Below are 15,337 nucleotides of genomic sequence, written 5' to 3' on the forward strand. Positions count from 1 at the left end.
AGATACACGCAGAATAATGAGCTATTAACCACTTTTTTAAGAAAAAAAGTGGTTAATGTTATATGAATTTTATTTAGACTTTTCTATAGCTTTATTTGATATATTGCTATTTACAATTTTGTCAAAACTAGGTCTTTCAGGGATTAGGTCGGATTTGTATGATTGTATTATATCCATTAATCTATTGAGATTTTGTTCCTGTAAAACAGGAGTTTCTGCATAAGCATGTATATTTTTATAATTTTTAATTACCGAGGCAATAACATCTTCATCAGTTCCAGGGAAGAAGGAAATTATCTCTTTTGCAACGTCTTTGTCACTATTGTTTAATACCCATTGTTGTCCTTTATAAATAGCTTTTGTGAAATTTTCTATAACATTTTCTTTCATATTCATGTAGGATTTGGTAGCAAAGAAACAGGTGTAAGGAATAACTCCAGCAGATTCTCCTATAGATGCTACAATTTTTCCGCCATTATCTTTTTCTAGCATTGTAGCTGTAGGTTCAAATAATGCAACATAATCACCTGTACCAGCTTTAAAAGCCCCTGCTGTAGCAGTAAAGGCTAGATTAGTAATTAATTTAACATCTTTGTTTGGGTCTAAACCATGATTTTTTAACACATATTCTAGAGCCATTTCAGGGACTCCACCAGGTCTTCCACCTATAATAGTTTTACCTTTAAGGTTTTCCCATTTAAAATCAGCTTCTGCTTTTCTACCTACTAAAAAAGAACCATCTGTTTGAGTTAATTGAGCAAAGATAATAGGATAGTCTTCTCTTTTTTGATTATAAATGTAGATAACTTGTTCAGGTCCGCAAAATCCAATATCAGCACTTCCGCTTAATACTTGTTGCATGGTTTTATCTGCACCTTGACCTGTGGTTAACTCTATATCTATGCCATATTCCTTAAAGAAGCCTTTGTTTATGGCTACATACATAGGAGCATAGAATACAGAACGTACAACCTCGTTTAGTCTAACTTTTTCTAATTTGGGTTCTTCGGTTTTTTTACAGGAGTAGAATATAGTTGAAGTGAGTAATAATGTAAGTAGTAGAGATGCTAATTTTATAGATTTTTTCCTCATATTAACCTCCGAATAATTTTTCTAATTTATAATATGAGTGAAATTTTATTATGTGATTAAGTTATAAATAAAGACTTTCTATAATACTACAATGATTAATATTATAGAAAGCCTTTATTTTAATGAGTTAAATTTTTAGTTTTTCTTTTTTTCTTCTTTTTAGTTACTTCATTTACACTACTTGTTTTGTAGTTTGTATAGTCTTTATTTGTTGTATCTAGTGTACATATATTATCAGCTTCATTTGTTTTGGACGGTTTACATATATTATTAGTTTCATCTACATTAGTTAGTTTACATTTATCTCTTTTTTTCTTATGTGCTTTATGCTTATTACTTTTGTTGTCTGCGAAACATAGAGAATAAATAAAAAATATATTTACAAGGATAACAATTATATAAAGCCAGGTAGGAGTTTTTACATTTAAATAATTAAAGTCAGCAAATTCCTTGCGTTCAAAATTTTCTTCAATCATTTTTCCTATATCATCTATTACCTTAGTAAAGTCGCTATTTAAACTGGTTTTAAGCATATATTCTCTTACATCTAGTTTTAGTTTTTCAGATTTTTCACTGTCTGCCCAAGAAAATGTATATACCCAATTTATTTTATTACCGCTACTGCTAAAACAAACTACAAAATCATTTTTATTTCCGCCTTCCCAGTAATCGTGTAAGGCAAAGCCATAGTCTTCAGGTTTGTCTTTTAGATTTACAAATAGTAAATTTACTTGTTTATTTTTTTCTTTTGTATTTAGATCTGAATTAACTTCATTGAGTTTTTGAATTACTTTATCTTTATTATTTATGTCACCTAAAAATCTATCTATTTGTATATAATTTTTTATTGATTTAGGGTATTTGGGTAAATCTTTATATTCCTTCAAGTTAATATTTTTATGCTTATATATAGAATATGAAGATTTTACTTTATTTTGATAAGTGTGTATAGAAGCTGTAGGAGCATTAACAGGATAAAATTTTTCTAGCTCTGCATCAGTATTGGGAAATTTATCATTAAAACGAGTTTTTCCATCTAAACTACGAGAAACCTTTATTTCACCTCCATCTGTTGTTTCGATGTAGTTTTCAGCGCAATGATGCACAGTACGAGATGTGGTATATTTTTTTCCTTTACTATCTGTATGAGTTGTAGTTACTCGCTCATTATACTCTTCTATATGATTAACTGATATAATTTTTCCAGACCATACTTCTTTAGTATTTACTTTGGTATCCATGAATAGTCCATAAAGCCCTAATGTAACAAAAAGGCTTATTAATACATATACGAATATATTTAAAAATAAATCGTTTGTTTCATTTCTTGAGACTAATACTATTGTTAATATAATAACTGCTATTATTGTAGGTAGAAATATCATAGTATTCCACCTACTTTAATTTAATTTCATCATCTAGTTTTGTATTAAAGGCTTTTTCAGTTCTTTCACTTGTTACTGTAAATTCTTTTGGATCTTTAGTTTTAAATCCGAATATAGCTGCTGTTATAAATTTTTGTTTAACAAATGAGTTATATTCTCGTATTATATCATTCATTTGCTTTTGGTTATTATTAAAAGCATTTCTACTAGCGGCAATTTCACTTTGTAAATTTGTAAAAACTTTTTGATCCAATTGAGGATTGTTTTCTAATACTGCTTTTGATAATAATTTAGGATCGTTATATCTTCCGATAATAATGTCTTTATAAACCTCCTTCATGTTTTTAGCTTGTATATCAGTAACTTGAGTCATTTCTCTAAATTTTTTCCACATATTATCATAGGAACTTTTGTTAGCTATATATTGAGTATCTATTCTTTCTTCCAGCGAAATCATTGTAGACCTATTGGATAATAAGCTACATCCAGTTATTATAAGTATAGTTAATATTCCTATTAGTATAATGTGTGATTTTTTTAAGTTTGCCATAGTTGTCCCCCTTAAATAATTATTTGCTTTTATAGGTTTTTATATAATATTATATTTATGTATAATTATAATTCGTGATGAATCTATTGTAAATAAAGTATAAAATTAATAATTATTTAGAATTAAATACTAAAATGGGTATATGAGTAAACAATATACAAGAAAAGCTTTATTTAATGTAAAAGGAATAAATTTAAGATATATACTAATAATTACACTATGCTAAATTCTGTGAAAATTTTACTAAGGGGGAAAGGGAGATGAAAAAAAAGTTAAAGTTAATTATTACATTTTTTCTATTAGTAATAGTAGTTTTATCTGGGGTAAATTGGAAAATGAATAAAAGTTATTTAAATAATAAAGATAAGAATAAGGTTTTCAAAGTAGCGGGGGACATAAATTTTCCTCCATTCGAGTATGTTGATGAAAAGGGAGTATATACAGGGTTTAATGTAGATATAATCAGAGCTGTAGCATTAAGAGGGGGAATTGAAGTACAGTTTTTCCCTATGAATTGGGAAGAGGCTTGCGAAAAGCTAAAGGAAGGCAAAATAGATATAATACAAGGAATGAAGTATACAAAAGAAAGAGAAAAGTTCTATGATTTTTCCGAAGGATATTTAGAAAACTCTCAATCAATTTTTACATTAAATAATAATCAAGATATAAGTTCTTATGAAAAGCTTGAGAATAGAAAAGTAGCTATACAAGAAGGGGATGTGGCCATAAGTAATTTAAAAACATTTTCTAATGTGAAAATAGTATTTACAAAAGATCAAGAAGAAGCTTTTAAGAAGCTACTAAATGGAGATGTTGATGCATATATAGGAAACAGTTTAATAGGGGTAAATTATATAGATAAATTAAATGTAAGAAATAAAATTAAAATAGTGGATACACCTTTAAATTCTACTGATTATTCAATAGCTGTAAAAAAAGGAAATACAAGTACATTAAATTTGATCAATACATCACTTAAAGAGATAAAAAATAATGGTACTTATGAAATGATATATAGAAAATGGTTTGGATATAGTATAAGTTATCCTAAATGGCATGTTCAAAAAATGTTAAAAATAGCTTCATTAATAATTGTAATTTTTTCTATAGCTATATTAGCATTTTATAGATGGAACGATGTATTAAAAGAAGAGGTAAAAAAGCAAACTTTTAAACTTAAAGAAGCTAACATAGATTTGTTGAAAAAAAATGAACAAGTTATTGGAGAAAAAGAGTTTAGAGAAGAAATACTAAATAGAATGTATAATGGAATTATTACTATAGATAAGGAAGAAACTATTTCTTTTATTAATATAGAAGCGCTTAATATGTTAAAATTAAATAAACACCAGGTTCTAGGAAAGGATTACAAAGAAACTATAATAGGAGATATTTTTTTAATCCATGATAATGAGGCAAAAAACATGGAAAAGGAAATAGAAATAGGAGAAAAAAGGATATATATTAGCTATAAGATAAGTCTAATGAATAGTAGTGATAAATATGCAGGGGAAACTATTATAAGTTTTAGAGATATAACAGAAGAAAAATTAGCTCAGGAAACTATAAGAACCAAAGATAAAATGCAATCACTAGGGACATTGGTTTCCGGAATAGCTCATGAGATAAGAAATCCATTAACTTCAATAAAGACTTATGCTGAACTTATACCGAAGAAATATGATAACCCTAGATTTAGAGAAATGATTTCTATAGATATACCAAAGGAGATAGAAAGATTAAATAATTTAATAAATGATTTGTTAGAATATTCTAGACCTAGAAAACCATTTAAAGAATCTGTAAATTTATTAGGAGCATTAAATGGAATTATGGTGTTAATTAATGATAAGATATTAAAGAGCAATATAGATGTAAAGATTAATATAGATAAAGATGTGTATATATTTATGGATAAAAACCATCTAAAGCAAGTGTTAATAAATCTAATATTAAATTCTATTGAAAGTATGGACAAGGAGTATAAATCTATAAATATTTACACTGAAAAGCAAGATGAAAGGCTTTTGTTATGTATTGAAGATAATGGATGTGGAATTGATGAAATAGATATTGAGAAAATATATAATCCATTTTATACTACAAAAGCTACTGGAACTGGTTTGGGGCTATTTGTAATCTATCAACTACTTTCAGAAAATAATGTAAGAATATCTTTAGAAAGTGCCAAAGATAAAGGGACGAAATTTTTATTAGAATTTTAGAATAGTTAGGAGGATAATTTTGTATAATTTACTTATTGTAGATGATGAAACTTCAATATGCACTTCTTTAAGTTTTGCATTAGAAGATAATTACACTGTTTTTACTGCTAATAATGAAGAAAATGCTATTAAAATTATTAATGAATGTGAAATAGATATGGTATTATTAGATTTAAAGTTAGGGGAAAGTGATGGAATTGATGTTTTAAAAAAAATAAAGACCATTAAGCCAGAAGTAGTAATTATAATTATGACAGCTTTTGGTACTATAGAATCTTCTGTAAAGGCTATGAAATGTGGCGCATTTTATTATATTACTAAACCTATAAATATAGAGGAATTAAGTTTATTATTAATGAAGGGTGAAGAATATATAAAACTTAATACTAAAATAAAGTATTTAAGTAATCAGATAAATGAAGATTCAAAATATAATATTATTGGAAGCTCAAAAAAAATAAAGCAGGTTTTTGATCTGATTGATAGAGTGAAGGATATTGATATAAATGTATTAATTACAGGGGAAAGTGGAACAGGAAAAGAGTTAGTAGCTAGGGCTATACACTTTCAAGGAAAGAGAAAGGAAAAACCATTTAATGTAATAAATTGTTCAGCAATTCCTGATAATCTTTTAGAAAGTGAGCTTTTTGGATATAGAAAAGGAGCTTTTACAGGGGCTATGGAGGATAAGAAGGGAATTATTGAACTTTCTAATGAGGGAACTTTATTTTTAGATGAAATAGGAGATATGAATATAAATTTACAGACCAAAGTATTAAGGGTTATTCAAGATAAGGAAATTAGACCTATTGGATCTACAAAAAGTATAAAAGTAGATGTAAGGTTTATTTCTGCTACAAATAAAGAACTAAAAGAAGAAGTTAAAAATAATAGATTTAGACAAGACTTGTTTTATAGATTAAATGTAATTAACATTAATTTGCCTCCTTTAAGGGATCGTAAAGAAGACATTGCTAAGTTAATAGAATATTTTATAAAAAAGTATAATGTAAAATTAGATAAAAATATCAAAGGCATAACAGCTAAAGCATTAGAGGCTCTAGAAAAATACAATTTTAATGGTAATGTAAGAGAGTTGCAAAATATTGTAGAAAGAGCTATAGTGCTTACAGAAAGTGATTATATAAAGGAAGAAGATTTGCCAGAAGAAATATTTAATAGGGAAAACATAATGGTAGATAAAGATCATTTAATACCTATATTTGTTGGAGAAGACATAAAATCCATTGAAAAAAAGGTGTTAGAATATACTTTGAAAAAGTTTGATGGGAATAGAAAGAAAACAGCAGAGATACTTAATATGGGAGAGAGAACTCTTAGATATAAGATAAAAGAATACGAACTTTAAAAAAGATTGCGTCGCAATCTTTTTTTTATTTAGCGTCTATAAACATAGCGTCAACAAAAAATAAATATTAATCAAAAATTTCAGAAAATATAAAAAACATAGACGCTTTAAAGACGACGGTGATATATAATAAACTTGTAAGATAAAACAAATTAAAAATTAAGTAAATAAATATATAACATAAATAGGGAGGAAAAAATCATGATAAAAAATTTTGATGTTTCAGAAGCTATGACAATAAAATTAGATGATTATCTACCAGAAATGCCTAAATTCGAAAAAGGTATAAGAAGAGCACCAGACAGAGGATTTCATTTAACAAAAGCTCAAACAGAAATAGCATTAAAAAATGCTTTACGTTATATACCAGAAAAGTATCATGAACAGTTAATTCCTGAATTCTTAGAAGAGTTAACAACTAGGGGAAGAATTTATGGATATAGATTTAGACCAGAAGGAAAAATTTACGGAAAGCCAATTGATGAATACAAAGGAAATTGTATAGAAGGTAAAGCTTTCCAAGTAATGATTGATAATAACCTAGATTTTGATGTAGCGTTATATCCATATGAACTTGTTACTTATGGAGAAACAGGTAGCGTATGTCAGAACTGGATGCAGTATAGACTAATAAAAAAATACTTAGAAGTAATGACTCAAGATCAGACATTAGTATTAGAATCAGGACATCCACTAGGATTATTTAAGTCAAAACCAGAAGCACCAAGAGTAATAATCACAAATGCATTAATGATTGGTATGTTTGACAACTTAAAGGATTGGGAAATAGCCGAAGAAATGGGAGTTGCAAACTATGGACAAATGACAGCTGGTGGTTGGATGTATATAGGACCACAGGGAATAGTTCATGGAACATTTAATACAATATTAAATGCAGGAAGATTAAAATTAGGAATTCCTAATGATGGAGATTTAAGAGGAAGACTATTCGTAACTTCAGGTTTAGGAGGAATGAGTGGTGCTCAGGGTAAGGCTTGTGAAATAGCAAATGGTGTAGGAATTGTTGCAGAAGTAGACAAGTCAAGAATAGATACAAGACTTGAACAGGGATGGATTAAAAAATGGTCAGGAAACTTAGATGAAGTATTTGCAATGGCTAAAGAATCACAGGAAAAGAAAGAAGCAATGTCAATTGCTTACCATGGAAATATAGTAGATTTACTTCAATATGCAGTAGATCATAATATTCATATAGACCTTCTTTCAGACCAGACTTCATGTCATAATGTTTATGAAGGTGGTTATTGCCCAGAAGGAATTACTTTTGAAGAAAGAACTAGACTTCTTGCAGAAGATCCAGAAAAATTCAGAGAGTTAGTAGACAAAACATTAAAACATCATTTTGAAGTAATAAAAACTTTAAGTGATAGAGGAGTATACTTCTTCGATTATGGTAATTCCTTCATGAAAGCAATTTATGATGCTGGAGTTAAAGAAATATCAAAGAATGGTATTGATGAAAAAGATGGATTTATTTGGCCATCATATGTTGAAGATATAATGGGACCACAGTTATTTGATTATGGATATGGACCATTCAGATGGGTATGCTTAAGTGGAAAACATGAAGATTTAGTTAAAACTGACCATGCTGCTATGGAATGTATAGATCCAAACAGAAGATATCAGGATAGAGATAACTATAATTGGATAAAAGATGCTGAAAAGAATGCATTAGTTGTAGGAACTGAAGCTAGAATTCTTTATCAGGATGCTATTGGTAGAATAAAAATAGCACTTAAATTCAATGAAATGGTTAGAAATGGTGAAATAGGACCAGTTATGATGGGAAGAGATCACCATGACGTATCAGGAACAGACTCACCATTTAGAGAAACTTCAAATATTAAAGATGGAAGTAATGTAATGGCTGATATGGCTGTACAATGCTATGCTGGTAATGCTGCTAGAGGAATGAGCTTAGTTGCTCTTCATAATGGTGGTGGAGTTGGTATTGGTAAATCAGTAAACGGTGGATTTGGTTTAGTACTTGATGGAAGTCATAGAGCTGATGAAATAATTAAATCTGCTTTATCATGGGATGTTATGAGTGGTGTTGCTAGACGTTCTTGGGCTAGAAATGAACATTCAATTGAAACAGTATTAGAATTTAATAAAACTAATAAAGGAACAGATCATATAACTATTCCATACTTAGCAGATGATGAAATGGTTAAGAATGCTGTAGAAAGTGCATTTGAAAAAATTCATAGATAAAATAAAATAATTAAAATGTTTTGCAGTATACAATATCTGTATACTGCAAAACTGTATATAGGGGTTAATTTTATTACCTACCATAGATGCTTGAAAGGTGGGACTTTTGTGGTAGATGGGATTAAAGTAGTGCAGTGTTTACCCAACTTTAGTGAAGGTAGAGATTTAAATAAGATAGAAAATATAGTCAATGTATTTAGAAGAAGAGATGGAGTAAAGCTTATAGATTATAATAATGATAGAGACCTTAATAGAACTATGGTTATAATAATGGGTGAACCGCAAAGGGTAAAAGATGTGGTTATAGAGGCTATGGGTGTGGCTATAGAGAATATAGATATGAGGATACATAAAGGTCAACATCCAAGAATTGGAGCGGTAGATGTAGTGCCATTTGTTCCAATAAAAAATATATCTATGTTGGAAGTAGTACAATTATCAAGAGAATTTGCTAAAGAAGTAGGGGAAAAGTATAATGTACCAATTTACTTGTACGAAAGATCAGCTGCTAGACCGGAAAGAGAAAATTTAGCTGATATAAGAAAAGGTCAATATGAAGGTATGATGGAAAAGATTAAAAGACCCGAATGGAAACCGGATTTTGGACCTAGTGAATTAAATATAACTGCTGGAGCTACAGCAGTAGGAGCTAGAATGCCTTTAATTGCCTTTAATATAAACTTAAATACTAAAGATGAATTTATAGCTAAAGCAATATCACAAAATATTAGATATTCTGGTGGGGGATTGAGATTTTGCAAAGCTATTGGGGTAAAGAATTGTAATAAGGGTTTATTTACAATATCTATAAATATGACAGATTATAATAAGACATCTTTATATAGTGTATTTGAAATGGTAAAATGCGAAGTAAAGAGGTTTGGAGTTAGTATAATAAATAGTGAAATAGTGGGACTTGTTCCAACAGAAGCTCTAATAGATAGTGCTCTTTATTATCTTCAATTAGATAACTTTTCTTCTGATCAAATACTAGAAAATATAATAATGGAGTAGGTGATGTTAATGAAAAAAGGAAATATGATAATAAAAAATTCTTCTGAATTAGTTACTTGCAGTGGTAATAAAGCTAAGTTTGGCAAAGAAATGGGAAATATTAATGTAATTTCAAATGGAGCTGTAGTAATAGAAGATGGAATAATTAAGGATGTAGGTAATACAGAAGATATATTAAAAAAATACGATGAGACCAAATATGAAGTAATTGATGCTAAAGACAAGTGTGTTCTTCCAGGGTTTGTTGATTCCCATACTCACTTTATATTCGGTGGATATAGAGCTGAAGAATTTTCATGGAGATTGCGTGGAGACAGCTACATGGAAATCATGAACAGAGGTGGAGGAATAGTTAACTCTGTAACAGGTACTAGAAATGCTACCAAGGAAGAGTTGTTTGATTTAGGTAAAAAGAGATTAAATTCTATGCTTAAGTTTGGAGTTACTACTGTAGAAGGAAAAAGTGGATATGGTTTAGATTATGAAACAGAAATTAAACAATTAGAAGTTATGAAAGAATTAGATGAAGAGCATCCTATAGATATTTGTAGAACTTTTTTAGGTGCTCATGCTGTTCCTAATGAATATAAAGGAAGAACAGATGAATATATAGATTTTATATTGGAAAAGGTATTACCAAAGGTTGCAGAAGATAAATTAGCAGATTTCTTTGATGTATTCTGTGAAAAGGGAGTATTTTCTGTAGAAGAATCTAGGAAAATGTTTTTAAAAGCTAAAGAATATAACATGAAATTAAAGATACATGCAGATGAAATAGTAGAGCTTGGAGGAGCTGAATTAGCAGCAGAGTTAGGAATGGTTTCAGCAGATCATTTGCTTCATGCTTCAGATAAGGGAATAAAGGATATGGCAGAGAAAGGTGTGGTAAGTACACTTTTACCAACTACTGCATTTTGTCTAAAAGAACCTTTTGCTAAAGGAAGATTTATGATAGATAACGGATGTGCAGTAGCATTAGCTACAGATTTTAATCCTGGAAGTGGCTTTACTAACTCAATACCATTAATGTTTGCATTGGCTACTATATATATGAATATGAGTATAGAGGAAGCAATTACTGCTATGACTCTAAATGGTGCTGCTGCCATAGATAGAGCAGATGAAGTTGGATCTATTGATATAGGTAAAAAAGGAGATATAGTAATACTTGAATATCCATCATATAAATTCTTACCATATCATACTGGAGTAAATATAGTAGAAAAGGTTATAAAAAATGGAGTATTAGTTCATAATAATTAATTATTATGTATATATTTTAAAATCTTCGGTTAACACACAAGTAGATTCACTTATTTTCATAAAATAAGTGAATTTACTTTTTTATTGTCAGAATTTTGTTTATAATTAAAGTATGGGGGGATTTATATGTGTAAGAAGTTTAAAGAAAGTATTCTTCAATCCTTTGTAGAAGTTAGTCCATATCTGTCTAGCTTGTTTGATGAAGAATTAAGTTTTGCATTAACTGATAAGGAAAAATTTATAGCTTTTTTACCAGGAGAAAAGATAAGACCTGATATAAAGGTAGGACAGGCTATAGGAAGAGGAAGTTCTACATATGAAGCTTTGAAAACGAATACTACTGTATGTAAAATAGTAGATGAGAGTGTATTTAACTTTAAGTTAAAGTCTATTGCAGTTCCATTAAAAAATGAAAATGGTGGAATTGTTGGAGTGGTATCAATAGGGAAGAGTTTAAAAAAGCAAGAAGATATTTTAAATTTATCTAAAAATGTTTCGTCAGCGTTAGAACAAATTTCTGATGCTATCAATGATGTTTCAGCAGGAGTTCAAAATACTGCATCTTCTAATGAAATGATATTAAAGGAAGCTAAAGAAGCTTTTAAAAAGACTAAAAATACAGATGAAATAATATCTTTTATTAAAAATATAGAAAAACAGACTAATTTATTAGGTTTAAATGCATCAATAGAGGCTGCAAGAGCTGGCGAGTGGGGAAAAGGATTTTCAATTGTAGCTTCTGAAATAAGAAAATTATCTCATTCTAGTAATGAGTCTATAACCAAAATAAATGAGGTTATAAAAGAGATAAAAGGTTCTGTTGAAAACATTTTAGATAGCATAAAAGTAGTAAATGAAACCTTTCATAATCAAGCAGCAGCCTTAGAAGAAATAACTGCGTCTATTGAAGAGCTAAATACTACAGGAGAGACCTTAAGGGAAATGTCTTCAAAATTCTAGTAAATTTTACAATATAGTTTTTATATATTATACTTAAATGGTAGAATGTTTTAGATCATACGCGGAAAGAGAGGGGATAATATATGAGCAATATTTATGCAAAGATGTTTGGTACTCCCGTTATAACAAAAGATAATGAAGAAATTTTATTCCCATATAACAAGGTAAAGGCTTTATTTTATTATTTAGTAGTTAACAATCAAGCAAGCAGAGATGAATTAGCAGGGCTATTATGGAGTGAAGAAGAAGAAGATATAGCAAAGAAAAACTTGAGAAATGCTATTTATAAAATAAAAAAATCCTTTGATGAGGAAGTAATTATTTCTCCTAAAAAGTCTATTGTTATGATAAACCCTGATATGGATTTAAAATCAGATATAGATTGTTTCTTAAATGATAAAGAAAAGTGGATTGAAGCTTATACTGGAGAGTTTCTTCAAGGTTTTTTTGTGAAAAATGCAGAGGAATTTGAAGAATGGGCAATTAAGACCAGAGAAAATTACAAGGAACAATTTGTAATGAAATTATATGATAAAATAACTGAAGATATAAAAAATTCTAATGATAGTAATATAGAAAGATATACAAAATTATTAATTAACATAGATGAGTTTGATGAAAAAGCCTATAGAATATTGATGGAGTACTATAGGGATAATGGAAATTATGGAAAAGTAATAGATACATACAATAAACTATCACAATTATTAGATAAAGAATTAGGGATAGCACCAGATGAAAATACAAGAAAAATATTTAATGAAGTTTTGGATATAATGAATGAATCTAGTAATAATAAACGAGAAGTTTTAAGTGAATTTTTTTATGGAAGATGTAATGAGATAAGATTACTCCAAACTAACTATGAGAAATTTATAAAAAGTAGTAAAGGAAAGTCTATAATTATAACAGGAGAAGCAGGTATAGGAAAATCAAGACTTAAAGACAAGTTTATGGAGAATATAGATGAAAAAGAAGTATATATTTTTGAAGCTAACTGTTATCAAGTAGAAAAAGAATATTTTTTAAAGCCATGGAATGCTATTATTTCTCAAATATCTAATACTATATTAAATGATAAAATAAATATCCCTACCATTTGGGAAAATATAATTTCTCACATATTTCCTGAGTTTCACAAAAAAGATTCAGCGCCTAATATAAAGTTGATAGAAAATATTGACGCATTAAAATATGAGATGATAGGTGATGTACTAGCAGATATATTAAAGAAAATTACTGAAAAAAAGAAAGTTATTTTTATATTTGATGATATCCAGTGGATGGATAGTATGAGTCTATCTTTACTAAGTAGTGTAATGTTACATCAACATAATAACATCATATTCATAGCCACTTGTAGAAATGAATATGATAAAAATGTGGATAAATTTATAACTACTATGAATAGCTATAATAAGATTATAACTGTAAATTTACCTAGATTCACAAGCAGTGAAGTAGAAGGGTTTATAAGAAAAGCTCTTCCTAATTATGATGTAACAAAGGAACTTTCAAGAAAAATATATGATGAAACAGAAGGAAATACATTTTTTTTAACAGAATATCTAAATATTATAAAGTCTAATGGAGATACAAATATAATGTCTGTTAAAATGCAGGATATATTAAAAAGTAGATTTCTTTATATATCGGAAGAAGGTAAAAAAATATTAAATATAGCATCTTTATTTTTTGATGAAGTGCCAATAAAAATATTAGAAAACCTAACGGGTAAAGATGAATTAGAAATTATAGATATAATAGAAGAATTGGAGAATAAGTTTATTTTAAAAGAAATAAACAGTAATGAAAAAATTAGCTTTAAGTTTACCCATCAAAAGCTAAGGGAATTTGTTTATATTAAACAATCCGAAGGAAGAAAAAAAATTCTTCATAATAAAATAGGAGATTTACTTGAAAAAAGCTTAAAAAATGATAAAACAGATATAAATACTTATCATAAGCTTATTTATCATTATTCTAATGCAGATAATGGAGTAAAATCATTAAATTATAAAATTAAGAGTTTAAATTATTATTTGAATTTTAGTCATGAGCTTTTTCCTATATTAAGTAATCCAGATGCAGAAACTTATAAATGTGCATATTTTAGTAAGCAACAAACTATAAAGCATTTAAAAGATGTTGAAAATGTGCTAAAGGAAGTTAAAAAGAAAGAAGGAGCTACTGAAGAAGTAATAAAGTTAGAAATAGCTTTTCTTCATATGAAAGGTAGATATTTAATAAGAGAAGGAGATTATGAACAAGGTACAGGTTTTATTCAGGAAATGATTGAAAAGTCCATAGAGATAAGAGATAGAGATTATGCTCTTGAAGGATATAAACAGATGATATACTATTGCATCCAAACAAATAATACTGATCTTATGATAAAATATGTAGGACTAGCCTTAAACTTAGCTGTAGAATGCAATTATCATAAGGAAATTGGAATTCTGTTAAGATTAAAAGGTTTGTATAAAATAATGTGTGGACAGTATGAAGAAGCAGAAAAGTTGCTAAATGAATCTATAAATATTTTTAATGTAACTAAACAGGTAGCTGACAAATACTCTTTAAATATTGCTGCAGCTTATAATTATATTGGAGAAATAAGAAGATTTAATATGAAATTTTCAGAAGCATTGAATTATTATGATAAAGCTACTGCTATTTGTGAAAATAAGAATGCTTTGACTAGTTTAGCTGTATTTAATATAAATGCAGGACAAGCTGCCTTTGATATGGGAGATTATTATAGAGCTAAGGACTATTTTGAAAAGGCATATAGTTTATATAATCAATTTGATTCTGTATGGAGAAGATCTATATTAGAAGCTTTTATGGCTCTACTTCATGTGAAAGAAGGAAATTATGCAGAAGGATTACAATATTTAAAGAATGCAGACGAACACTCACAAAAAATTAAAAATCCTCATGAAATAGGTGTAGTTTATAGGGTAAAGGCAGAAATAAGAGTTAATATGGAAGATAATGAGGGTTTAAATAAAGTATTTAATAGATATTTGGATAAAGATATAAATTATTATTGTGATGAAGGGATAAAATTCTTAAAAGAAGCAAGAGATAATTATGAGATAGATGTAATAAATATATTAAGAAAGGCTCTTAAAGTTTAATAGATAATATTTTACTGGTTAATTGAATTAGCCAGTTTTTTTTATATTTATTAATTACAATTTATTATATTATTAAATTTAATAATAAGTTAGACGGT

General features: G+C 28.1%; 10 protein-coding genes. 7 read left to right on the top strand and 3 right to left on the bottom strand.

Features of this window, described 5'->3' with window-relative positions:
* Nucleotides 1-69: 69 nt before the first annotated feature.
* The 3 genes from T514_RS0122905 to T514_RS0122915 form a co-directional block, all read right to left on the bottom strand.
* Nucleotides 70-1,092: an ABC transporter substrate-binding protein gene (locus T514_RS0122905; RefSeq protein ID WP_027626824.1), complete on the bottom strand. Its 1,023-nt coding sequence runs from the start codon at nt 1,090-1,092 to the stop codon at nt 70-72.
* A gap of 119 nt (nt 1,093-1,211) precedes the next feature.
* Complete coding sequence (locus T514_RS25450) at nt 1,212-2,477, bottom strand: hypothetical protein (RefSeq protein WP_051542267.1); 1,266 nt, start codon at nt 2,475-2,477, stop codon at nt 1,212-1,214.
* Nucleotides 2,478-2,487: 10 nt separating this feature from the next.
* A complete protein-coding gene (locus T514_RS0122915; protein WP_051542268.1) occupies nt 2,488-3,027 on the bottom strand; it encodes a LemA family protein in 540 nt (179 codons plus the stop codon).
* A 260-nt stretch (nt 3,028-3,287) separates the two neighbouring features.
* Here T514_RS0122915 and T514_RS0122920 point away from each other — a divergent pair, with 260 nt between their 5' ends.
* The 7 genes from T514_RS0122920 to T514_RS0122950 all read left to right on the top strand — a co-directional run bounded on the left by T514_RS0122920 (nt 3,288) and on the right by T514_RS0122950 (nt 15,239).
* A complete protein-coding gene (locus T514_RS0122920; protein WP_027626826.1) occupies nt 3,288-5,252 on the top strand; it encodes a transporter substrate-binding domain-containing protein in 1,965 nt (654 codons plus the stop codon).
* A gap of 19 nt (nt 5,253-5,271) precedes the next feature.
* Entirely contained in the window at nt 5,272-6,621 is a 1,350-nt protein-coding gene (locus T514_RS0122925) for a sigma-54-dependent transcriptional regulator (RefSeq protein ID WP_027626827.1), read from the top strand.
* A gap of 201 nt (nt 6,622-6,822) precedes the next feature.
* Nucleotides 6,823-8,859, top strand: a complete 2,037-nt coding sequence (locus tag T514_RS0122930) for a urocanate hydratase (RefSeq protein ID WP_027626828.1) — start codon at nt 6,823-6,825, stop codon at nt 8,857-8,859.
* A gap of 108 nt (nt 8,860-8,967) precedes the next feature.
* Nucleotides 8,968-9,873, top strand: a complete 906-nt coding sequence (gene ftcD / locus T514_RS0122935) for a glutamate formimidoyltransferase (protein ID WP_027626829.1) — start codon at nt 8,968-8,970, stop codon at nt 9,871-9,873.
* 9 nt (nt 9,874-9,882) lie between these two features.
* Complete coding sequence (hutI, locus tag T514_RS0122940; protein WP_027626830.1) at nt 9,883-11,136, top strand: imidazolonepropionase; 1,254 nt, start codon at nt 9,883-9,885, stop codon at nt 11,134-11,136.
* 126 nt (nt 11,137-11,262) lie between these two features.
* Complete coding sequence (locus T514_RS0122945) at nt 11,263-12,096, top strand: methyl-accepting chemotaxis protein (RefSeq protein WP_027626831.1); 834 nt, start codon at nt 11,263-11,265, stop codon at nt 12,094-12,096.
* 83 nt (nt 12,097-12,179) lie between these two features.
* Entirely contained in the window at nt 12,180-15,239 is a 3,060-nt protein-coding gene (locus T514_RS0122950) for an ATP-binding protein (protein ID WP_027626832.1), read from the top strand.
* Nucleotides 15,240-15,337 lie beyond the last annotated feature (98 nt).

This window comes from Clostridium lundense DSM 17049 (assembly GCF_000619945.1).
Classification (GTDB): domain Bacteria; phylum Bacillota; class Clostridia; order Clostridiales; family Clostridiaceae; genus Clostridium_AO; species Clostridium_AO lundense.